Source organism: Acinetobacter sp. CWB-G5 (genome assembly GCF_019209785.1).
In the GTDB taxonomy this organism is placed as follows: Bacteria; Pseudomonadota; Gammaproteobacteria; order Pseudomonadales; family Moraxellaceae; genus Acinetobacter; species Acinetobacter johnsonii.
Window position 1 is genome coordinate 215,902 of the sequence record NZ_JAHUTF010000002.1, and the last position, 22,926, is coordinate 238,827.

Annotated in this window: 23 protein-coding genes; 12 read left to right on the forward strand and 11 right to left on the reverse strand. The window is 41.5% G+C overall.

All coding sequences use genetic code 11. The annotated features are described in order from the left end of the window. Positions 1-144: 144 nt before the first annotated feature. Both KVY11_RS05110 and KVY11_RS05115 read left to right on the forward strand, forming a co-directional pair. A complete protein-coding gene (locus tag KVY11_RS05110) occupies positions 145-981 on the forward strand; it encodes a pyruvate, water dikinase regulatory protein (protein ID WP_005400687.1) in 837 nt (278 codons plus the stop codon). Positions 982-1,113: 132 nt separating this feature from the next. Next, on the forward strand, positions 1,114-1,788 hold the full coding sequence (locus KVY11_RS05115; RefSeq protein ID WP_218288324.1) for a hypothetical protein: 675 nt from the start codon (positions 1,114-1,116) through the stop codon (positions 1,786-1,788). A gap of 35 nt (positions 1,789-1,823) precedes the next feature. Here the strand turns inward: KVY11_RS05115 and KVY11_RS05120 are convergent, their stop codons facing one another. From KVY11_RS05120 to KVY11_RS05135, 4 genes are all read right to left on the reverse strand, one after another. Beyond that, positions 1,824-2,387, reverse strand: coding sequence for a flavoprotein (locus KVY11_RS05120; protein ID WP_168158862.1), 564 nt, complete (start codon positions 2,385-2,387; stop codon positions 1,824-1,826). A gap of 242 nt (positions 2,388-2,629) precedes the next feature. Then, positions 2,630-3,631, reverse strand: coding sequence for an LLM class flavin-dependent oxidoreductase (locus KVY11_RS05125; protein WP_218288325.1), 1,002 nt, complete (start codon positions 3,629-3,631; stop codon positions 2,630-2,632). Positions 3,632-3,919: 288 nt separating this feature from the next. After that, positions 3,920-4,447, reverse strand: a complete 528-nt coding sequence (locus KVY11_RS05130) for a hypothetical protein (RefSeq protein WP_004982017.1) — start codon at positions 4,445-4,447, stop codon at positions 3,920-3,922. 224 nt (positions 4,448-4,671) lie between these two features. Next, a complete protein-coding gene (locus KVY11_RS05135; RefSeq protein ID WP_004696467.1) occupies positions 4,672-5,097 on the reverse strand; it encodes a glycine zipper domain-containing protein in 426 nt (141 codons plus the stop codon). Between the two features lie 461 nt (positions 5,098-5,558). Here KVY11_RS05135 and prfA point away from each other — a divergent pair, with 461 nt between their 5' ends. Further along, entirely contained in the window at positions 5,559-6,647 is a 1,089-nt protein-coding gene (gene prfA / locus KVY11_RS05140) for a peptide chain release factor 1 (protein WP_004982013.1), read from the forward strand. Further along, positions 6,647-7,465, forward strand: a complete 819-nt coding sequence (gene prmC, locus KVY11_RS05145) for a peptide chain release factor N(5)-glutamine methyltransferase (RefSeq protein ID WP_218288326.1) — start codon at positions 6,647-6,649, stop codon at positions 7,463-7,465. The genes prfA and prmC overlap by 1 nt, the downstream gene beginning before the upstream one ends. A gap of 56 nt (positions 7,466-7,521) precedes the next feature. Here prmC and KVY11_RS05150 read toward each other — a convergent pair whose 3' ends face one another. The 6 genes from KVY11_RS05150 to KVY11_RS05175 form a co-directional block, all read right to left on the reverse strand. Beyond that, positions 7,522-8,343 carry an ABC transporter permease gene (locus KVY11_RS05150; RefSeq protein ID WP_218288327.1) on the reverse strand — a complete coding sequence of 274 codons (822 nt, stop codon included), beginning with the start codon at positions 8,341-8,343 and terminating at the stop codon, positions 7,522-7,524. Continuing rightward, positions 8,343-9,302: an aliphatic sulfonate ABC transporter substrate-binding protein gene (locus KVY11_RS05155; RefSeq protein WP_218288328.1), complete on the reverse strand. Its 960-nt coding sequence runs from the start codon at positions 9,300-9,302 to the stop codon at positions 8,343-8,345. The genes KVY11_RS05150 and KVY11_RS05155 overlap by 1 nt, the downstream gene beginning before the upstream one ends. A 288-nt stretch (positions 9,303-9,590) precedes the next feature. Then, complete coding sequence (locus KVY11_RS05160; protein WP_029575052.1) at positions 9,591-9,944, reverse strand: hypothetical protein; 354 nt, start codon at positions 9,942-9,944, stop codon at positions 9,591-9,593. Between the two features lie 477 nt (positions 9,945-10,421). Then, positions 10,422-11,381, reverse strand: a complete 960-nt coding sequence (locus KVY11_RS05165) for a hypothetical protein (protein WP_218288329.1) — start codon at positions 11,379-11,381, stop codon at positions 10,422-10,424. Between the two features lie 9 nt (positions 11,382-11,390). Then, on the reverse strand, positions 11,391-12,713 hold the full coding sequence (locus KVY11_RS05170; RefSeq protein WP_256350701.1) for a sphingomyelin phosphodiesterase: 1,323 nt from the start codon (positions 12,711-12,713) through the stop codon (positions 11,391-11,393). A 327-nt stretch (positions 12,714-13,040) separates the two neighbouring features. After that, positions 13,041-14,066, reverse strand: a complete 1,026-nt coding sequence (locus tag KVY11_RS05175; RefSeq protein ID WP_218288331.1) for an AraC family transcriptional regulator — start codon at positions 14,064-14,066, stop codon at positions 13,041-13,043. Between the two features lie 143 nt (positions 14,067-14,209). On the opposite strand from KVY11_RS05175, the gene KVY11_RS05180 reads away from it, so the two are divergent. The 8 genes from KVY11_RS05180 (at position 14,210) to KVY11_RS05215 (ending at position 22,220) form a co-directional block, all read left to right on the forward strand. Further along, positions 14,210-14,980, forward strand: a complete 771-nt coding sequence (locus tag KVY11_RS05180) for a 3-hydroxyacyl-CoA dehydrogenase (RefSeq protein WP_218288332.1) — start codon at positions 14,210-14,212, stop codon at positions 14,978-14,980. A 262-nt stretch (positions 14,981-15,242) separates the two neighbouring features. Continuing rightward, positions 15,243-16,379: an acyl-CoA dehydrogenase family protein gene (locus KVY11_RS05185; protein WP_218288333.1), complete on the forward strand. Its 1,137-nt coding sequence runs from the start codon at positions 15,243-15,245 to the stop codon at positions 16,377-16,379. Positions 16,380-16,638: 259 nt separating this feature from the next. Next, positions 16,639-18,273: an AMP-binding protein gene (locus KVY11_RS05190; protein ID WP_218288334.1), complete on the forward strand. Its 1,635-nt coding sequence runs from the start codon at positions 16,639-16,641 to the stop codon at positions 18,271-18,273. 294 nt (positions 18,274-18,567) lie between these two features. Next, positions 18,568-19,338: a HesA/MoeB/ThiF family protein gene (locus KVY11_RS05195; protein WP_218288335.1), complete on the forward strand. Its 771-nt coding sequence runs from the start codon at positions 18,568-18,570 to the stop codon at positions 19,336-19,338. Between the two features lie 57 nt (positions 19,339-19,395). Then, on the forward strand, positions 19,396-20,694 hold the full coding sequence (locus KVY11_RS05200; protein WP_218288336.1) for an AarF/ABC1/UbiB kinase family protein: 1,299 nt from the start codon (positions 19,396-19,398) through the stop codon (positions 20,692-20,694). 144 nt (positions 20,695-20,838) lie between these two features. Then, entirely contained in the window at positions 20,839-21,219 is a 381-nt protein-coding gene (gene folB, locus KVY11_RS05205) for a dihydroneopterin aldolase (protein ID WP_010327015.1), read from the forward strand. Further along, the gene (locus tag KVY11_RS05210; protein WP_218288337.1) at positions 21,176-21,619 is read left to right on the forward strand and encodes a 2-amino-4-hydroxy-6-hydroxymethyldihydropteridine diphosphokinase; all 444 of its coding nucleotides are present in this window, start codon (positions 21,176-21,178) and stop codon (positions 21,617-21,619) included. The genes folB and KVY11_RS05210 overlap by 44 nt, the downstream gene beginning before the upstream one ends. Before the next feature lie 163 nt (positions 21,620-21,782). Further along, positions 21,783-22,220: a hypothetical protein gene (locus KVY11_RS05215; protein ID WP_218288503.1), complete on the forward strand. Its 438-nt coding sequence runs from the start codon at positions 21,783-21,785 to the stop codon at positions 22,218-22,220. Positions 22,221-22,288: 68 nt separating this feature from the next. On the opposite strand, the gene coq7 is transcribed toward KVY11_RS05215, so the two are convergent. Further along, positions 22,289-22,924, reverse strand: a complete 636-nt coding sequence (gene coq7 / locus KVY11_RS05220; protein ID WP_004696505.1) for a 2-polyprenyl-3-methyl-6-methoxy-1,4-benzoquinone monooxygenase — start codon at positions 22,922-22,924, stop codon at positions 22,289-22,291. Positions 22,925-22,926 lie beyond the last annotated feature (2 nt).

Sequence of the window (22,926 nt, forward strand, 5' to 3'; positions counted from 1 at the left end):
ACTTTTGCAGTATTTAATCACTATCTTGGCATCAGATTATAACAAATCTACTTAGCTTTTTGATTTTACTAAGCGACAGTCATGTAAGATCGGTTTACTATAAAGATTATATAGCACTAAGACAAATTTTTGAGGAGAATTTTAATGTCGGGAAGTAAACAATTTAAGCGGAGTGTTTTTTTTGTATCTGATGGTACTGCGATTACCGCTGAAACCCTTGGGCACTCGCTATTGGCGCAGTTTCCAAATGTTGACTTTGACATTCATATTATTCCTTATATTAGCTCTGAAGAAGCTGCTACAAATGTCGTTGCTGAGATCAATTTAAGGGCACAACAAGACGGACAAAAGCCACTGGTTTTTGACACTTTAGTCGACCCGTACGTGCGTGACATTATTAATACTGCAAATGCTATAAATCTTGATGTATTTGAAGGGCTTATTAGTAAATTGTCTGAAGAGTTGGGAACACCGCCTACAACTTTAGTCGGACAGACCCATGCGGTGACCGATTCGGAGTCTTATAAAGCACGTATTGATGCAGTGCATTTTGCTTTGGATAACGATGATGGTGCACGTACACGCCACTATGACAAGGCTGACCTGATTCTGATTGGGGTATCACGTTCGGGTAAAACACCGACTTCAATTTATTTGTCATTACAGTTTGGGATTCGTGTAGCAAACTATCCATTGACCGAAGAAGACTTGGATGACAACCGTTTACCTGCGGTACTTCGCGCACATAAGCAGAAGCTTTTTGGTTTGATGATTGATGCTGAACGCCTTGTCGCTATTCGCTCTGAACGTAAAGCCAATAGCCGTTATGCAAGCTTCAGCCAGTGCCAAATGGAGCTTCGCGCAATTGAAGGGATTTATATCTCTGAAGGGATTAAATACTTAAATGTCTCGGAAATGTCGATTGAAGAAATTTCAACTCGTGTACTGCAAATGACAGGTTTAAAACGTCGCATTGGTTGATATTGTCATTACATTATAAAGCGTCATATTGATGATGCTTTATAATGTCGATCAATATAAAAATATAGATTATATCAAATGAAAATAATATCAAAATGCCTATTAGGTGTATTTTGTTTTGCTCATTTTAATATGGCTTTATATGCGCAAAATATATCAATTCAACAGGCTGAGCAGGCCATTGATCAAAAATATGCAGCGCTAGATTTTTATGCAGTGAATCAACAGATCGAAAATGATGTGGTTGATTTAATCCGTGGAAATGCAGAAAGTTATGCTTATTCTTTCCCCAAATTGACTGAAAATCTTAGACTAAAGATTAATACCTCACCGGACCAACTGCTTAAATTCTATACCTTTGATGTAGGTGGTGGCGGTACCATGGGTGAATTTTCATCCTATGTGCAGATGAAATCGAGCAAGTCCACTAAACTTCAGCCTTTAGAAACAGGCTATATTTTAAAGATTGATCAAGTGAAATGGGGTGCACAGCCGATTTATCTGATTCAAAGTTATTACAAAGGCGATAGTTGTCACGGTCTCTATCAAATTCAAGCCTATAAAATGCATGCCCAAGCTTTGACAGCAACACCAGTTTTTCAGACCAAGAACAAGCAACTAAGTTCGATTGAAGTAGATTATGACTGTCATTATGACGAAGAGCAGCGCGGTTCATATATTCGTGTTTCAAAAGGCTTAAACAAGATTGATATCACTTTATTAGATCAAAACAGCCGCCCGACTGGAAAATACTTACGTTATCAGCGCTCAAATACAGGCTATCAATATACAGGTGTGACGAAATAAACAACGGGTAAGTGGATAGAACTTACCCTACAGGGTTAATGGCTATAGGTGGTAATGATCACATCGACTGGATATTCAGCACCATCTAAACTTTGAATATCATGTTCTCGAATTTTGACTATTGGCCAAGTGATTAGCTTACAGTTGTCGCGCTGTAGGGCATGATAATAATGATCGGACTTAAAAAATTTAAGTTTATCGGCAGCGGAATTAGGTTTAAGTTGGTGTCTAAGCCATGGGTCTTGAACTTGGGTTTCTAAAAAGCGTAAAGCCAGTAGGCATTTGATGCGTGTATTAAATAGACGTCGGTTCTTAATAACCAGTGGATGTTGGATTAAGCGTTGAATTCCGCGTTCCGTTTTCGGCAAGATGAATTGAGGTGCATTTTGAAAAACATAGACTGATTGAGCGACCTGACAAATCGACTCGAGGGCTGTTACTGTATGTTGGTTAGTGCCAATAATTGCGACACGTTGCTCAGCAAAAGTATGTTGTTTAATTTCTGAAGCAGCAATCAGTTGCCCTTTAAAATGCTGAAAATACTCGGGATGGTTTTGAAATAAACCAGATCCATTGTCTGTTGAATGCAAATTGACCATGCTCGATCCTTAATTGTTTTTTATCGTCTTTCCTTAATTTATTGTTTTTAGTGCTTTTGCTCTAAAAAGGCAAAGTGATAAATTGTCTGAGCAGTCACGCTAACTTTAGTCTAGACATAGCAGCAGTTTTTGCAGGGTTTTAAGGATTTTTTAGATATCGGCTGAGATTTTAGTTATTCATTTATGCTCCTCGCCTTATGGGTATGCATTAATACGCATAAGGCGATTCACTTCATTTGTACTTAGCTATTTTTGATCTGCATGAGACGTTCAAAGTTTTCTAAACGTTTGTCCGTGTCATAGATGTCACAGGTGAAAATGAACTCATCGACATCATATTCTAAAAGAAGCTGTTTCAAGCCTTCTTTCACCGTGCCATTGGAACCGATTTGCGCCATGGAATAAAAACTGTCTACTGACATTTTTTCCGCAGGTGACCATAGACCATTCATGCTGGCAATCGGCGCTTTTAACTTTAAACTTTGACCGCGCATGAGACCTAAAACTCGTTGGTAGGCACTGGTCGCTAGATACTCAGCTTCAGCATCGGTTTCAGCAACGACCGTCGGGACACCCATAGATACATAAGGTTTGGGTAAGTATTCAGAGGGTTCAAAGTTTTCACGATAGAGCTGAATCGCTTGTTTCAGCATACGCGGTGCAAAGTGTGATGCAAAAGAGTAGGGAAGTCCGAGTTTTGCAGCCAGTTGTGCACTAAATAAACTTGAACCGAGTAGCCATACAGGCACATGTGTCCCTTGCCCTGGAGTTGCAATGATGCGCTGATTCGGCTCAGCGTCTTTAAAGTAATGCAAAATTTCTAAGACATCTTGTGGGAACTGATCTTCAGTTTCTTGACGGCCACGGCGAAGTGCGCGCATGGTCACTTGGTCTGTACCCGGTGCTCGACCTAAACCTAATTCAATCCGGTTTGGATAGAGTGTTGCAAGTGTACCGAATTGCTCCGCTACGATCAGTGGGGCATGGTTTGGGAGCATGATACCGCCAGAACCCACTTTTAAGGTTGAGGTATTTGCGAGTAAATAGCCGAGTAGCACCGCAGTTGCAGAGCTGGCAATACCATCCATATTATGATGTTCTGCAAGCCAAAGTCGGCTATAGCCTAAACGCTCAGCTTGTTGGGCCAATTTTAAGCTATGCTGTAGAGTGAGTTGTACAGTTTGATCTTCGCGGACAGGAGCTAATTCTAGAATAGAAAATTGAGTCTCGGACAACGTGCGCATTCTACTTCTCAGTTTTGTTTTATATATCGAAATAATACGATATAACTGTTATTTTGTATATCGATTTTATTCGATATTATGATTGTTTTGTATAAGGTGCTGATTTAAAAATGAAACTAAATATCTATTCAACATCGTTGAACAGCACCAGCCACACATGCGTTTAAAACCAAAGTGGTAAGCTGTTGCATTCAGTAGAAACGATGCAGTGTCTTTTTTGAGTGTCGGCTGTGAGATAAATAAAAAGCACCCGAAGGTGCTTTTTATTTGAAAATATTTTATAGGTGCTTAACGTTTCCCGTTTTTGTACCAGCCCAAGTGACGGCCATTGTCACCACGATAGTCGCGACCATTATATTTATAATTGCTGTTACGGTAGCCGCGGCTGTCATAACGACGATCATAACGGTCATCGTAACGGCGGTCATATTCATCATCATAACGACGGTCTTCAGAGACTTTTTTACCTAGAACTGCACCACCCGCTGAACCTAGACCTGCGCCAATATATCCACCATTGGTACCGCCCATGTTTTTACCTACGGTATAACCACCTGCACCACCGAGTGCTCCACCAATGATTGCACCATTACGGTCACGTTTGTTGGCTGAAGCGGCTGCACCTGCACCACCACCAATGGCAGAACCAATCATCGCGCCTGTTTGCCCACCCATTTGATTACCAATCGCAGCACCGACAACACCACCTAATGCAGACGTTAGTGCAGTATTGGTTGTATTACCTGCATATGTTGTGGTCATCGTTAATGCTGAAGCTGCAATTACGGTACTCATTAAAATTGATTTAATTTTCATTTTTAAACTCCTAAGAGCATGTCTATTTTGTCTTGATTTCACTTTAGCGAAACAAGTTGGAAGAATAATGAAGAGAAACTTTATCGAAACCGTTGCTTTGGTAAGTGCTGTGTAACGACTCTTCGTATTTTCTACCAGTTTGGCTGATGTGTTGTTGGGTCTAAATCTGTGCCATAAAAAAGCACCCGAAGGTGCTTTCAATGACATCTTTACGATGCAGCTAATTAATGGTGTTTATGTTTTTTCTTCCATTTTTTACCATGGTAAGAATCATATTGTTTGTCTTTTGAGATCTTGTTTCCGAGTGCTGCACCGCCCGCTGCACCTAATGCAGAACCAACGTAGCCACCATTGGTGCCACCCATGCTTTTACCTACGGTATAGCCCGCACCACCACCGATCGCACCGCCAATAGCAGATTCAGTACGATGACGTTTGTCACTTGCAACTGCTGCACCACCTGCACCACCGAGTGCTGCACCGATGGTTGCACCAGTTGTGCCGCCCATGTTTTTACCAATTGCTGTCCCTGCAACACTACCTAAAGCACTGGCTGCTGCAACGCGAGTTGTGCTGTCTGCATACGCAGTTGCAGTAAACATAGATGCCGTTGCTAATGTTGCTGACATTAAGAGTGTATTAAGTTTCATGTGTTTCTCCATGTCCAACATTGGTTGAACTGTCTTACTTTTTTCGATGTGGCTAATGTAACAAAAAGATTCCAGTTAATTGTGGAGAGTTAAAACTAAATTGAAACCCGTTGGTTTCTTGTTTGTATCAGTTTTATTACAAATGTGAATAAGCAGAATGAAATTTATCCAAAATCATGCAAATGTGGATAAACCTAGGAGTGATGCAGTTCACACTCTGAATTTTGAGCTGAAATGGCCTATTAAAAAGGTGTATATGAAATAAGCTGTTTTGCATTTTTTAAGCGTTAGTAAGGTCATAAACATGCTTTAAAAGTGTATCAATCTACTGAGGCGTATAAAGTAAACGTCGCTCAGGATTGAATAAAGATGTTCTTTGCGTGATAGAGCCGTTAAACTAAGCGCAAATTTTTTGGTGCTGTGAAACTGTATTGCAGCCTTTATATTGAGATATTTTCCTAATGAAAGAATCGTTACGTTTACGATTAGATCAACTTTCTGACCGTCACGAAGAATTAACAGCATTACTTGCAGATGTAGAAGTCATTTCGGATAACAAACGCTTTCGTCAGTTGTCACGTGAACATAGTGATTTAAGCGAAATCACAGAAGTTTGGACCAAGTACAAACAGGCTGAAGCTGATATTGAAACGGCTGAAGCGATGCTGTCAGATCCTGATTTTAAGGAAATGGCTGTTGAAGAAATTAAAGAAAATAAAGCTATTATTGCGTCTTTAGAAGCTGATTTAAATATCTTAATGATTCCGAAAGATCCAAATGATGCGAACTCTGCATATTTGGAAATTCGAGCGGGAACAGGCGGTGATGAAGCTGCTATTTTCTCGGGTGACTTATACCGTATGTACACCAAGTACGCTGAATCACAAGGCTGGCGTATTGAAGTGCTGTCTGAAAATGAAGGTGAACACGGTGGTTATAAAGAAATTATTTGTTTGGTGAATGGTGAAGGCGTTTACGGTCGTTTGAAGTTTGAAAGTGGCGCGCACCGTGTACAACGTGTACCTGCAACAGAGTCTCAAGGTCGTGTGCATACTTCGGCGTGTACCGTTGCGATTTTGCCTGAAATTGATGTCGATACAACGGTCGAGATTAATGCATCAGACTTACGTATTGATACCTACCGTGCCTCAGGTGCGGGTGGTCAGCACATCAACAAAACCGATTCAGCTGTGCGTATTACTCATATTCCAACAGGAACTGTAGTGGAATGTCAGGAAGAACGTTCACAACATAAGAACAAAGCCAAAGCGATGGCTTTACTTGCTTCACGCTTGGAAAATGCAAAACGTGCAGCAGCTGATGCAGCAACTTCTGAAATGCGCCGTGACTTGGTTGGCTCGGGCGATCGTTCAGAACGTATCCGTACCTATAACTACCCGCAAGGTCGTATGACCGATCACCGTATTAACTTAACTTTATACAAGTTAGACGCGGTTATGGAAGGTGATTTAACTGAACTATTAGATAGCTTACATCGTGAATATCAAGCAGATCAGCTTGCGATGCTTGCACAGCAGAATGGTGGATAATGAATATTGCCCAAGCTTTGGCTTTACGTGGTGAAGCCGAGAGTTACGAACGTCAAGAGAACGCATGGTTGTTGGAACACATTACCAAAATTGATTCTTTTGATTTGGTTATGAAAAAAGATCAAGTGCTGACCGATGAGCAAGAGCAAGCCTATGTTGCTGCCTTGGCGCGAATTGAAGCAGGTGAACCTTTGGCCTATGTGACAGGTTCACAGCCGTTTTGGACATTGGATCTGATTGTCACTCCTGACACCTTAGTGCCACGTCCAGATACCGAGGTACTGGTAGAAACTGTATTACGTTTAGACTTGCCTGAAGATGCCCGCATTGTCGATTTAGGCACGGGGACGGGTGCTGTTGCGCTTTCATTGGCCAGTGAACGGGACACATGGGACATCACGGCTACCGATATTTATGAGCCAACTTTAGCAGTTGCACAGCAAAATGCAGAAAAGCATGACTTAAATGATGTGACTTTTGTGTGTGGCAGTTGGTTTGCACCGCTAAATCGAAAGTTTTTTGATGTGATTGTCTCGAACCCACCGTACATCGATGCAGATGATATTCACATGCAAGACTTAGCAACTGAGCCTGAACGTGCTCTAGTTGCTGCGGATCATGGTTTGGCTGATTTAAAAGTCATTATCCAGCAAGGCAAAAAGCATTTAACCCTCGATGGTTGGGTGGTGCTGGAGCATGGTTATGATCAAGGTGACGCTGTACAGAAAATCTTTAAAGAAGCGGGCTATAAACAAGTCCGTACGGTGAAAGATTATGGTGGGAATGACCGCGTCACTTTAGGGCAGTGGACACAATAATTTCATTGTACCCTCCAAAATAAAAGCGCATTCGATGCGCTTTTATTTTTTCTACCTTATGTTCCAAATACGTCACGCCAACGCAGTAGCCAAGTCTCGATGGCCTTCATGATGCTATCACTGAATTTTCCAAGCACGGCTAAAAGAATAATGGCTAAGATCACAATATCGGGACGTGAAGTTTCTCGTCCATCACTCAGTAAGTAGCCTATGCCTTGTGTCGCTGCAATGAGTTCTGCGGCAATCATAAACATCCATGCCAAGCTTAAACTGTTGCGCAGTCCCGTTAAGATCCCCGGAGATGCTGCAGGCAAAATAATCTGTTGCACTTGCTGCCAGTATTTCAGTCGATAGACTTGTGCGACTTCGATGAGCTTGCGATCAACCCCTTTAATGGCTGCGACAGTGTTGGTATAGGTCGGAAAAAATGCGCCAATCGCAATCAAGGTAATCTTCGATGCTTCATCAATTCCCAGCCACAGTAAAAGTAGAGGAATCCAAGCTAAACTCGGGATGGATTTAATCGCTGAAAAACTGGGTTCTAAAAACGCTTCAACCTGTTTATTGAGTCCCACCAAAATCGCAAATATTAAAGCCAGGGCACTCCCAATAAAAAAGCCTAAAAACACTCTCCATGTACTGGTCCAGACATGCATCCATAAATCTGCCTGCCATAAATTTAGAAAGGTTTGCCATAGACTACTGGGGGCAGGCAATAAATAAGGTTCAATAAAACCTGCACGGACCAGATATTCACAAGCAATCAGTAAGAGCACTGGAAGGGTGATCGCTTTGAGAACACTCTTCAATTTCAACTGAAATGAAGAACTCTTTTTCACTTCAATGTGGCTAAAAGAACTCGCGACTGACTTAGTCATTATTTGCTTACAACCTTTTGTGCATATTGTGGCTTAAACAACTGAGTCACGACTTGATTAACATTGGTGCCTTTACGGACTAAGTCTTCTTCATTCAAAATTCCGCCAGACTTTTGTAATGCAGCAATCTGTTTGGCTGACGGAATGTTTTGATCAAAGTTGGTACGGCTTAATTGTAATTTTGCGACATTCAACGGAAGTTTGGACTCGCGTGCCAGTAACTCCGCCAATTTCTCTGGATTAGCTTTGGCCCATTTACGTGCTTGCTCATAAGCTTTAATCACTGCTTCAATGGCTTCGGGACTTTGCTGAGTAAAAGACTCTTTGACACTGAGTACGCTATAGCTGTTAAACCCAATATTTCGATACAACAGTTTTGCGCCAGATTGCACTTGTGCCGATGCCATCAATGGATCTAAGCCTGCCCAAGCATCGACTTGACCACGTTCTAAAGCTGTTTTTCCATCTGGATGTTGTAAATGAACCAGTTGAACATCACGTTTATTTAGACCCACTGTATCCAGCGCTTGTAAGGTAAATAGAAATGGATCTGTGCCTTTGGTTGCGGCAATTTTTTTTCCTTTTAAGTCTTTTAGGCTTTTAATTTGGGAGTTTTTAGCAACCACCAAAGCAGTCCATTCAGGTTGGCTTTGGATATAAACGGTCTTGATTGGACTGCCGTTGGCACGACTGAGTACGGCTGCAAGTCCAGCGGTTGAAGCAAAATCGACACTGCCGCTATTTAAATATTCCAGCGAGCGGTTACTGCCTTGGCTAAACACCCATTTAATTTCAGTTTTAGGTAAGGCTTTTTCTAACAGTTTTTGTTCTTTCACCACAAGGCTGGTTGGTGCGTAGTAGGCATAATCGAGTTTGAGCGTGTTTGGAACAGCGGCATGGGTATAAGTGCCGATCAAACCTAAAATCAGTGAAGTGCTCAGTAGTTTAAAGTTTTTCATGTTGCATCATTTAAATAAGTTCATTTGTGAGTTCTTTTAACCTGATGTATGCGAAAAATAAAAAAAGAAAAATGGATAATAAAATACTAAATTGAAATAAGTAGATAATCTTGATTTAAATATCTGAATTTTAATAAGTATGTTGAGCTTTGTGTAGTTTTTGGAGTATAGAATAACTTTAAAAAAGCATAGAATAATTTCTTCTTATATGAAGATTGCATAACTAAATCATTCATTTTGAATGTAAAAAAGCGACTGTAATAGTCGCTTTTTTAAGGGCTTGCAAGTTTACATAGGATAGTCTTGTAAGCTGTCAAACACTTCAACTTGCTCTAAAGCATCTGTTTCAAGTGCAAGACAAAGTGTCACAATTTTCTTTAGATCAGCTAAATATTGTTCATCTTTAAACGATGCACCTAACTGCAGGGCTTGAATACGGTCAGCGCTAATATCCAACGCTTGAGCAGCTTCAATCGCATTAACTTCATTAAAAAATGCAGTAACAGCATGATTTAATTCAAGGTCTGATGCATTGAGAATACCTTGATCCAGTTGCTCTTCAAATTGTGGGGTAGGAGACTGCAAAGCTTGAGTAAAGTTTTGCACCAGACGTTGATCGAGAACATCAATCATTTTAAGCATGTCATAACCTTTAAAAGAAATAAGGTGATTAAACAGGGGGAGTACAGCCGGAAAATAAGCATTAAAGAATGCTTTAAAATTGGTTGAAAAATAATCCATTTTGGAACTTTTTGCAAATAGATTCCGATAAATGAAAGATGGATTTGTTAAGTAAATGAAAAGATTAAATTTATTAAATTGAGAGCATGTTTACATTTTACACTACTGTTGCAATGGGCTCGGATCGATCAAAAGAAGTATTCAATGCGGACTATCGAGGGACTTCAATTGAAAAGTTATTAGAATTATTTTTAAAGTATTGAAAAGTAATAACTTATTAATATCTTTGTTGCAATGGTCTTTATTTTACGCATCACTGATGCGAACTCAAAACATTGTGGAATTGCAATTTATAAGGACATGCTAAAGCAACATGAGGTATATCACCTTGCTTTAGCTGTCTTTGTTTGATGTGGAGAATGATGAACATTTAAGCCACTAGTTAAAGTGCTTTTGCCTCAGTTGTTCTAGACGGAGTTGATATTGCTGCTGCCATGCACTTTCAACTAAGTTTTGTTTTTGCTGGTTCATTTCTTGGTTGAGAGCAGCAAGTTCAGATTGATAACTGGTGATCTGTTGTTGCTGACGAGCAACTTGTTGTTCGCGTTCAGCCAACTGCGCCGCTTCTTTGCCTGAAAAGTAACTGTTACGAATTTGTTGGGTAATTTCTTGTTGCTGTATTGGGTCGGTGACGCCAATTAAAGCCAATTTAAGGGCTTTATCATAACTACCACTTTGACCATCAATATTTTTGCTCGGATTTTTATATTGTTGCTGTAGTTGTGAAAGTTCACTCAGTCGTTGTTGTAAGGTCATGTTCGGTGCGCGGCTCAAGAGCTCACCATAAGCAAACTGATAGCTGGCAAACTCTTTTTCTTCAGCAAAGCCGAGTTGTGTTTCTTGCTTACCTAAAGTCTGTTCGCGTAAGTTCCAAATCTCCTGATAACGCTGTTGCGGTGTCATTTGTGTGGACATGGTTTTAGCTTGCATTTCTTTTTCGTACAGTGGTAGGCGTTCTATCAATTGTTTTAAAGTCTGGGCAAACTGTTGATCTGGATATTCGGCCAATACCTGTTTTAATAATGCCTGACAGTTGGTATCAGGGCAGTTTTGCTGTAACTGGTTTAATAATTGTGTGATATTGCCCGGATTTTTTTGAAAGAGTTGAATGATTTTTTGGATGGATTCTTGTTGCTGTTGTTGCTGCATTTTTGACTCGTCATTGTTTGCAGCAGCAAGCTTCTCTTGCAAATTGCTGGGTTGAGCAGTCTCTGTAAGGGATGGTGAGGATGCCTGAGTTTGACCCGATGTGGCATATGATGAGCCAAGGCCCAACCATATCACCACACCGATCACCAATACGCTCAGCACCAAAGCGATAAGCCCAAAGCGCTTCATTGTTCTTCCTTATGGGTTATATTGGAATTGACCCATTACTGGGAAGTGGTCAGATAAGTCCCAAGTCATAAATAAGGGGTCGGCAGCCGAGCGAAGAATGCGGACATCATTACGTGCTTGCATAGGCTGACGGTGGTTATTGGATGACACCACGTAGTCTAAATACTCCACGGTAGAGCCGCCCGTGAGTCCTGCACCCGCGAGTTTATTCACTCGTGGATCGAAGGTCGATTCGGTATATCCTGTGCTGACTGGTACTGTACCATTCAAGTTAATTTGCATTTGCGCATAATCTTGCGGCCACAGGAGTTTGTTGACATTAAAGTCACCGCCCATGAGTACCGCATCAAATGATGGAATATTTTGCTTATCGACCAAAGCGCGGATTTGCTTAAATTGTTGCTGGCGCATATCACGTGCCGCGTCGGTATCAAACGATGCGGTATGCGTGGAGGTCACATGATAGGCTTTGCCATTCTTGAGGATTTCGGCATAAATCACGCCTTTATCGGCAAAACAGTCAATCCCTGTACAGCTCGGATAAATAAAATGATCCGTTTTTACAATTGGATGGCGACTGGCAACCAATATGCCGCTGTCATAGATATTGAAACCTGAACCGATTGGAATATAAGTTTGGTACGGATATTCCTGCGCTAATTTGGCCAACATGGCGGTACGACCAGAAGCAAAGGTTTCTTGGAATAAGATCGCGTCGTAGCCTTTTAGGTTTTGCGGCAGTTGCTCTAAACGCGAATCAATTTTACTTGCCACCAAAGGAAGAGCATAAATATTGTAGGTTAAAACTTTAAACTCATCAGCACTGCTGACAACGGGTTCTGGCACGGTATTTTGATGGATAGTATAGTGGAAGTCGTCATAACCACCAGTGTATTCAGCTTTAAAAGCAGTCTGCGCCGCTTTTCCTGCATAATTGGTGTTGAAACGCTGAATGTTGCGGTCGTTGAACCATGGTGCAGAGAAATCACTGCCAGATGCAGAGTGTTTAATATCACTGCCAGACCAAGTGCCAGTCATAGATTGTTTCAGGGTGACGCTTGACCCCCCGCCTGTAATGACTGTATCAAAATTATAAGTTTGACCTGACTTTACCCCAGTATAACGGTTAAAACGCAGTACACGTTTGGTTTCATAAGGTGCAATTTGGGTGGCTTCTTGAGCCCATTGACTCCCCTGAGTTAAGGTGCGTGTACCATGATGATTAATATTGACGGATACCGTTTCAGGGGTGGTATTGGTCACATAAATGTATGAGTCTGCTATCGCTTGCTGACTGCACAGCAATAATGATAACCATCCGATATTTTTCATTAAGTTTTTATTTAATTGGGTGCTCATGTGTTCCCTCCATGATGTTTTTATTCAATATTGTGTAAAACAATATGACGAGATCACTATGGCAGGTAATTTTTTTAAGTCAGTGACAAAGTGCGACAGCACCCTGATTTTCCGATGAATGAGCATCAAAAATTCAATTTAATTTATAAGCCCTGTTGACATTTCCTTTGGCCAATCAAAACCAAACCCAGAACAATAGAATGTTGAGGTTTCCTTTAACGAGAAAATTTTATGGGTTGGTTATTTGTTATGTGGAAAGAGCAAGGGCGTCGCATAGTTGCTTATACCAATCGACTGAAGTTAAGCGTCCTTATTTTGACGATAAGCGCCAGGGCTGACCCCAGTCCACTTTTTAAAAGCACGATGGAAAGCACTCGGATCATGAAAATTGAGTTCAGTGCTAATGTCTTGTAATGATACTTGGTTGTTACTGAGCAGCTCAATGGCCATATCACGGCGTATATCATTTTTGAGCTGTTGATAACTGAAACCTTCACTTTTCAGTCGACGCTGAATTGTTGCCTCAGACATATTGAAATGATGGGCAATTTCAGACAGTTCAAGCCACTGTATCGGGGGGTCTTGCATTAAATAGCGACGAATTTGGGCACTGGTTGAATGTGGGTTTTTATAACGGGTCAGTAAAATATGTGGGGTTTGTTGAATAAATTGATACCACGATTTACTGTCCTGTTTTATGGGCATTTTTAAATAATTGGCATCGAACTGAATATAATTTTCAGCCATTTGATACTGGATATTTTCACAAAAACGAACTTTGTAGTCGATGTCATCTGTAGGTGCATCACATTTGAGTTGAATTTGATTCAAAATCACCCGTTGCCCAATCAGCCAACACATTAGAGCATGAATCAACATGATGTAAGTTGCGTAACTAAACATACGCTTGGGCTGTTGTCGTTCATAAATCACGATATAGGCATAATGTTCTTGCACCATGAGGTGACTGCTAAAGTCGTCTAGTACCAAATTCATAAACTGCAAAATATGCTGAATGGCTTGGTCCAGCTGGGTGGTGTGTAACAGTGATTTAGATAAAAACTGAAAACTGCCACGGCGCATAGCATGACGATCCATCCCAAAAAACTCATCATTCATGACATTGGCCAGTTCAGTCCAGAGCTGTGCATATTGATTGACTGAGACCCGTGCTTTTGTCGCACTTAACAATTCGCTATTGATGCCTGCATTTTTCAAAATATCTGCAACTGCGTATCCCTGCTTTTCAGCTTCAAACAATGCTTCGTGTACCAAAGCAATTGAAATGGAATCTTTCTGGGCATTTGCATGTTCCGATGCAGTCATAGTGGCTTCCATATTTTTATTGTGCATTTTGAGCATTGTCCAAAACCATCATGGAAGATGCAATATTTGGAAATTGTACTCAAGTGCTTCTGTGTTTACATTTCTTCTTAAGTCGTAGCATTCAATCATACAAGGAAAAATAAATGAAGATTCAAGGGAAGGTTTTTGTCGTCACGGGTGGAGCATCGGGTTTAGGCGCAGCAACAGTACGTCATTTGATTGAACAAGGTGCGAAAGTTATTTTGGTGGATATGAACCAAGCTTTAGGTGAAGAGCTACAGCATGAGTTGGGTGAAAATGCTCAGTTTAAAAGCCTTGATGTTACTGATGAGCACGCCGTGCAAGGTTTCTTCCAAGAAATCGAGGCGGAATATGCACAGTTGAATGGATTGGTGAACTGTGCGGGTGTAGCGCCTTCAGCCAAAGTGTTGGGTCGTGACAGTATTCATGAGCTGGCGTTATTCCAAAAAGTATTAAACATCAATGTCTCAGGTACTTTTAATATGCTGCGTTTTGCTGCGCAGTTAATCGCGAAATATGAACCTCAAGCCGGTGAAGAAGAACGTGGTGTGATTGTGAATACAGCTTCGGTTGCAGCCTATGACGGGCAAATTGGCCAAACTGCTTATGCAGCCTCTAAGGGCGCTGTGGTTTCAATGACTTTACCGCTGGCACGTGAACTAGCACGTGAGAAAATTCGAGTGATGACCATTGCTCCAGGCATAATGGAAACGCCAATGTTGAAGGCGATGCCGCAAAATGTACAAGATGCGTTGGGTGAAATGGTGCCATTTCCGAAGCGTTTGGCAAAGCCTCAAGAGTTCGCTCAGCTTGTGGGGCACATTCTTGAAAATAGTTATTTGAATGGTGAAGTGATTCGTTTAGATGGTGCGATTCGTATGCAGCCTAAATAATCTATTTTGATTTGTGATCTTTGAGTTTATGACGGAGTCTTTAGGTCGATAAGTAAGGGCATCTTATAACCTTCGGTTCGACCTACTTTTCTTTCGGGAAAAGTAGGCAAAACCATCTCCATTCGCAAAACCTGTTTTTTTGAATTTACAGACTATTTTCTCGCAAAAACATTATCTTTTGAAAGGCTTTCAGGTTGCGAATGGGTCGCCGTGTATCAAATATTTATTAAATTTAATAACCTGAACAGAGAAGGGATACTCCATGATTTTAAATGAAGAACAAAAAATGGTTCAGGATATGCTGCGTAGTTATTCGCAGGAAAAACTGAAGCCAACTGCAGCTGAACGTGACAAAACCGCACAGTTTCCTGCGCAAGAGCTTAAAGAGCTAGGTGAGTTAGGTGCTTTGGGTATGACTGTTTCACCTGAGTGGGGTGGTGCGGGTTTAGATTATATTTCACTGGTGGTGGCACTTGAGGAGATTGCAGCAGGTGACGGTGCTATTTCGACCATTGTCAGTGTGCAAAACTCACTGCCGTGTGGCATTACCCAGTGTTATGGAACTGATGCGCAAAAGCAGCAATATTTAAGCAAGCTTGCCACAGGTGAGTGGTTGGGTTGTTTTTGTCTCACTGAACCACAAGCAGGCTCAGATGCAGGAGCGTTGGAGTGTAAAGCTGTTCGTGAGGGCGATGAATGGGTGCTGAATGGAACCAAGCAATTCATCACCACAGGAAAGCATGCGCAAGTCGCTTTGGTTTTTGCAGTCACAGACAAAGCTGCGGGTAAGAAAGGTATTTCTTGCTTTTTAGTCCCAACCGATATCGACGGCTATATTGTCTCTCGTACAGAGGAAAAGATGGGGCAGCACTGTTCAGATACGGCAACCATCGTTTTGGAGAACTGCCGCATTCCAGCAGATCATTTGCTAGGCGCAGAAGGTGAGGGCTATAAAATTGCCCTCTCAAATTTGGAGTCGGGACGTATTGGTATTGCAGCGCAATCAGTGGGTATGGCTCGTGCCGCTTTAGATGCTGCGGTTGAATATGCTAATGAACGAAAAGCCTTCGGTGTTGAAATTGTGCAACATCAGGCAGTTGCTTTTCGTTTAGCCGATATGGCGACGCAAATTGAAGCTGCACGTCAGTTAATTTTCCATGCAGCCACTTTGAAGGATGCAGGATTGCCGTGTTTAAAAGAAGCCTCTATGGCCAAACTGTTTGCCTCAACCATGGCGGAGCGTGTTTGTTCTGATGCGATTCAAATTCATGGTGGCTATGGCTATGTTTCAGATTTTCCTGTTGAACGAATTTATCGGGACGTCCGTGTGAGCCAGATTTATGAAGGAGCGTCTGATATCCAGCGTCTTGTCATTGCACGTGAAGTCACCAAGGTTTAAGTCGACTTAGTTTTAGACCTTGGTCGATGTTCAAAGCCTGCATTTTCATTGAGGGATTTGGAAATTGTAGGCGCATTTAAAACATGGTTATCTAGGTACAGCGGTTAAGTACAGTCATTAAATAGAGCAACTGAACCGCTCTAAGTTTTCAAATAATATAGGACTGACAATGAGGTCAGTTCAACGCTTAAAACGATAAAGAATATGGACGGCCAAAGTGGATTTGGCCTTAAAAAATGGATAATACGAGGTTGTCGTGATGAAGACATTAGAACAAGCCCATCAAGAATTTAACTATGAACAACTGATTCAGGAACAATTGGTAGGCCAACCCAATGCAATCAATGCCTATATTGAGTGCTGTCAGCGCTATGTAGGGCAGAAAAAAACAGCACTCATCTGGGAAGGAAAAAATGGCGAGTCTGAGCAATGGAGTTTTGAACAGCTCGATGTTGCCTCAGCTCAGTTGGCAAATTATTTTAAAAGTATTGGGATTCAAGTAGGTGACTGTATCGCAGGGCTGTTACCGCGTACGCGTGAACTGTTGATTACAATTTTAGCAACATGGCGGATCGGCGCGATTTATCAGCCTTTGTTTACTGCTTTTGAGTCGAAGGCGATTGAACATCGAGTTTTAACTGCGAATACTAAATTGATTGTGACCAATGCAGAGCAACGTCCAAAGCTAAATCACGTTGAAGTCAAACATATCCTGACTGTGAATGCAGGAACAAACTTAACCAGCAATGAAACTGATTTTTGGCAGGAAGCAAAACAACAGTCCAATCAATGTGAAGCTGTTTTGCGTAGCTTTGATGATGATTTCCTCATGATGTTTACCTCAGGCACCACAGGTTTAGCCAAATCAGTGCCTGTCCCTTTAAAAGCAGTTTTGGCTTTTAAGGGTTATATGCAACATGCGGTTGATTTAAGAGAAGACGATTCATTTTGGAATTTAGCCGATCCGGGCTGGGCTTATGGGTTGTACTACGGAATCACAGGGCCGCTCAGCTTGGGGCACAGCATTATTATGGATGAGCGTGCATTTAGCGTCGATCATGCGCTTGAAGTCATTAAAAAGTATCGCGTCAGTAACTTAACGGGTTCGCCTACAGCTTTTCGGATGTTCTTTGGTTTTAAAGAAAAGTTTGATCCTTCCATTAAAACTCACCTACGTGCTGTCAGTAGTGCGGGTGAGCCTTTGACCCCAGAAGTGATTCATTGGTTCAATAATGATCTGAACGTCAATATTTATGACCAGTATGGACAAACTGAGTTGGGCATGGTGATCGCCAACCATCATGCATTGGAGCATGAGAAAAAGGTTGGTTCGGCAGGCTTTGCCAATCCTGGACACCGCTTTGCTGTACTTGATGTCAACCACCAAGAAGTCAAGTGCGGTGAAATAGGAACGTTGGCGATAGACTTTAGCCAGTCACCACTGACATGGTTTAAAGGCTATGGTGGCAATAATCGTAAAGCCTTTGTGGGACAGTATTATTTAACAGGTGATACGGTCAAGCTGAATGAAATTGGTGGTATCGACTTTGTTGGGCGTGCTGACGATGTAATTACAACGTCAGGCTATCGAGTCGGACCTTTTGATGTCGAAAGTACCTTACTTGAGTGTGCGGAAGTACTCGAGTCAGCTGTGATTGGTAAGCCTGATCCAGAGCGTACGGAAGTGGTGAAAGCTTTTGTGGTGCTGAAACCACAGTACCAAGCATCTAAGGAATTGGATAGCAAACTTCAAGCCTATGTGCGCTCACGTTTATCTAAACATGCGTATCCGAAAGAAATAGAGTTTGTTGAAAGTTTGCCGAAAACGTCGAGTGGCAAAATTCAACGTAATTTGCTGAAACAGCAAGAAGTGGCAAAGATGCAAACCCTATAAGCTGCCATTTAATTTAAAAATAAAAGGGTCTTAAAGCTAAAGCCAGTCAGTTCTAATAGGCTGGCTTTTTCTTTTAAACATTTATAGTAGCATGTGACTTGTGGAACACCGCTCGAAATATAAATAGCCTAAGTAAATTTGACTAGGTAACTAGTATGATTCAATCTCCGTAACTTAAAAGTCAAAAAGTTGGGCTATGTAAAGCACATAGCATTTATTGAATTTGTGCATGGCTAACCTTGGTTTCATGGGTATAATTCGCCATCAACATTTTCTTTAGCGAAAGGCTGAATCATGGACGAGTTAGATGAAAGTCTAGAACTCAGTAATGCTGAAATGCATCTCTATAGTCGTCAAATTTTATTGGACGGATGGGATATAGAGGCACAAGAAAAACTCAAGTTGGCCAATGTACTCATTGTTGGCTGTGGAGGTGTTGGTTGTTTGACTGCTGAGTTATTGGCACGTGCTGGTGTAGGGCAAATCACTCTGATTGATGCTGATACGATCGAAGTGAGCAATCTCCAAAGACAGATTGCCTATGTAGAAAATAATGTCGGTTTTTATAAAGCAGAGGTTTTGGCCCAGCGTTTAAAGCAGATCAATCCCTACATCAAAGTCCATGCGTATACTGTAAAACTTGATACAGCCAATGCAGCTAATTTAATTGCAGGTCAAGACTTAGTCCTTGATGGTTGTGATAATTTTACGACACGGTATTTGGTCAATCAGCAGTGTAAAGCGGCCAATGTTCCACTCATCAGTGCATCGGCCATTGGTTTTCAAGGGCAACTGTTTATGGTGGAAGGTGAGTCCGCTTGTTATGAATGTCTGTTCCCGAAAGAAGAACATGCGAATGAAAGCCTGCGCTGTGCAGATTCAGGTGTTTTGGCCACCACGCCGAACGTGATGGCCAGTCTTCAAGCGCATCATGCACTTTTATATTTGGGTTTAAATGTGACTGCACTCAAACAACGCTTGTTACTTTGGGATGGCTTAAGTATGAAACAACGTTTGCTTGCTTTCGAAAAAGATACAGATTGTCCAGTTTGTCAGGCAAGATAAGCCTACAATTTTTTCATTCTTTGATACACTCAATACAATTTATTTTTGACCGATATTATGAAAAACAATATCTTTTTAGATGGACTGCGTTCTGTTGCCCGTGTTGGGGAAACAGCAGTCATTGCAGCACGTGCGGGTATTAAGTACGCCACTGAAAAACCAAGTAATGCCAAATTGATGCGTGAAACCTTTGAGTCTCTGGGCTCAACCTATATCAAGTTGGGTCAGTTTATTGCGAGTACACCTTCACTTTTTCCACGTGAATATGTTGAAGAGTTTCAAGGCTGTTTAGACCAAACTCCATCTTTACCGTTTAGTTATGTACAGGGAGTTCTGGCGTCTGAGTTTGAAGGTCGAAATCTGTCGGAGATTTTTGCATCGATTGATGAAACGCCATTAGCTTCAGCGTCTATTGCCCAAGTTCATGCTGCAAAGCTGGTAACAGGTGAAGATGTGGTGATTAAAGTGCAAAAGCCGGGTGTAGAAACGATTCTGTATACCGACTTAAATGTTCTGCACTGGGCAACCAAGGTTTTAGAAAAAGCGGTGCCTAAAGTCAAATTTGCATCTCTTGCAGACATTGTGGAAGAAATCAAAACCCGCATGGTTCGTGAAGTCGATTTTATTGAAGAAGCCAGTAATCTGGATGACTTTGTGAATTATCTCAATATCACGCAAAACCATAAGGCGATGGCACCTAAGGTCTATCACCAATATTCAACGCGCCGTGTACTCACCATGCAGCGTCTTTACGGCGTACCACTGACTGATTTTGAAGTGGTTAAAAAGCGCTGTAAAGATCCTTCACAAGTCCTGATTACTGCCATGAACACATGGTTTGGTAGCCTGATGATGTGTAATAGCTTCCATGCTGACTTACATGCTGGAAACCTGATGCTGCTTGATGATGGTCGTGTGGGTTTTATTGATTTCGGCATTGTGGGACAGTTGAAACCTGAAGTATGGACAGCTTGTATCGCCTTTATGGATGCCTTACAAAAAACGGATTATCCACTCATGGCGGAAAACATGCTGAAAATGGGCATGACCGCAGTGAAGATTGATACGCAAGTGTTGGCTGCAGATCTTGAGCGTTTATTTAGTGGTGTGTTGTTGGCAGATCCGCAAGAATTGCTGAGTTCAAACCCAGCAGATTTAAATGACATCATGATGGATATGGTTGCAGTAGGCGAGCGTCACGGTATTCGCTTCCCGCGTGATTTTGCCTTGTTATTTAAACAGATGCTGTATTTCGATCGTTTCATGCGCATCCTTGCACCGTATACCGACATCTATGCTGACCAGCGTTTGCAAATGGTGCAAACTATGGATCCAAATGTGTTGTTAAAAAACTAAGTTCTTTTGAAGCACATTCACCAAAAGAACCTTTCAGTCCTTCTTTTGAAAGGAGGGACTGAAAAACGCTTTCCTGTTTAAGCGGTGAGAAACATGGTTTCGCAAGGCAGGGATTAAAAGTCAAAATCTGTTAAAGGTAATAATGTGGACGCAATTATCATTGAAGGCTTAAAAGTTGAAACAGTGGTTGGCTGTTTTAACTGGGAACGTCAGATTATTCAGCCTTTAATGTTGGATATGATTATTCAAACGGATTTGGAGCAAGCATCAAACTCAGATGACTTAGACCATACCTTAAATTATGCTGAAATTTGTGAAATTGCAGCAAAGGTCATTCAAGATGCCAAGCCTGAACTGATTGAACATGCGGCAAAATTGGTCATCAATGCACTTTTTTCTACCTTTCATGCGATTGAATCGATTAATATTACCATCCGTAAGCCTGCCATTATCGCGCAAGCAAATTCTGTAGGAATTCGTCTTGAACGCCACCGAAACGATTTTCGCCCTAGCTCTGGCGAGTAATAATAATCCAAAGCAACATTTTTTATATGCCTCTGAGCAACTTGCTAAAATTGGGCAACTGCAATTTTCGAATATTTATTTAATTCCATGCCGTGATGGGGTTGGGGCAGATTATTGGAATGCAGCCTGTTTGTTGAAATCGTCTTTGTCTGTTACCGAGATTTCAGTATTGCTGAAAAATATGGAAGCCACATCTGGGCGTGTCCGTCCATCACATCAGATTTCACTGGATGTCGATTTGATTGCATGGGGTGAAAACTTAGAACATATGCAGTTCAATCCCAAAAAATTGCCTTTGGCTTTAGATGTTAAAATTCCAATGTTCGATGTGTGGAAGGATAATGCATTTCAACATCAAACGCATACATTTCCAACGGTAAGCTGCTTGGAAACCAAATAACATATCGAAGTGTGATTGGCAGTTGAACTGGCTTAACATGCTCATAAAACACAATTCACAGCGAGCTATTTTCATGAAAATACAAATTTTGAGTGCTCTTTCTTTAGCAGTGTTTCTAGCGGGCTGTCATTCAACTCCGTCCAAAATGACAGCGACAACTGCTATGGATAAAACGAGTGTATCTCAAACGACTGAAAAACAAGGGTTAAAACTAGCTGTTCAGACCTATACCCAAGATCAATCGGATTATCAAACTAGCCTATATGATTTAAACCAAGACGGAATCGATGACGCCGTGGTGCTATTAAGTGGGATGGAGTGGTGTGGTTCTGGTGGCTGTACATTGCTGGTCTTTCAAGGTCTTGCAAATGGAAGCTTTCAACCGCATAGCAAAATGACCGTGTCATCTACACCGATTTATGCCTTAAGTACCCAAACCCAAGGTTGGCATGATTTGTCGGTTTATACCCGTGGTTTAGGACAGGTCATACTGAAGTACAATGGGAAAAGCTATCCATCCAATCCATCACTAGCGTCAAAATATACGGCGAATTTAAAGCAAGTAGGTAATACTTTATTACTGCCGATATCAGCGGAATAAGCAAATTAGAGTCAATAAAAAAGCAGTGGCATAACCACTGCTTTTTTATAAAAGTAAGGCATATTTGCTTAAATAAAATAACTGGTCTTGGTCATGAGTTTTGAAATAGCCGTCATGGTGATTTTGACAGGAATTGGCAAATCGACACCGCCAGCATTCAGTGCTGTATCACGGTGATGTAATTCATCTTCATTCATTTGCACAAGGATATTACGTGAACGGTCATCTTGAGCAGGGAGTTGGCTGATGTGATGTTGTAAATGTAGACTGACTTGACGTTCAGTTTCTGCAACAAAACCTAAGCTATATTTATCACCTGCAATGCCTGCGATTGCGCCCATACCAAAGGATAAGCCGTACCAAATTGGATTAAGCAGACTGGTATGGCTGTCTAGCTCTTTTAAGCGATCTTCACACCATGCAAGATGGTCTTGTTCTTCAATCGCGGCTTGTTCCATTTCGCGGCGTACATTTGGCAATTTTGCGGTTAATGCTTGCCCATGATAAAGCGCTTGCGCACAGACTTCACCACTATGGTTGACCCGCATTAAACCTGCAACATGACGCGCTTCACTCACTGCGAGTTGAGTTTCTACCGCCTTGCCTGGGTTTTCACGTTGAGCAGACGTTGTGCCCGGAACTAAGCTACGCAGGGCTTGATCAAAAGAATTGATAAATTTATCGATGCCAGTGTAATGACGCATAA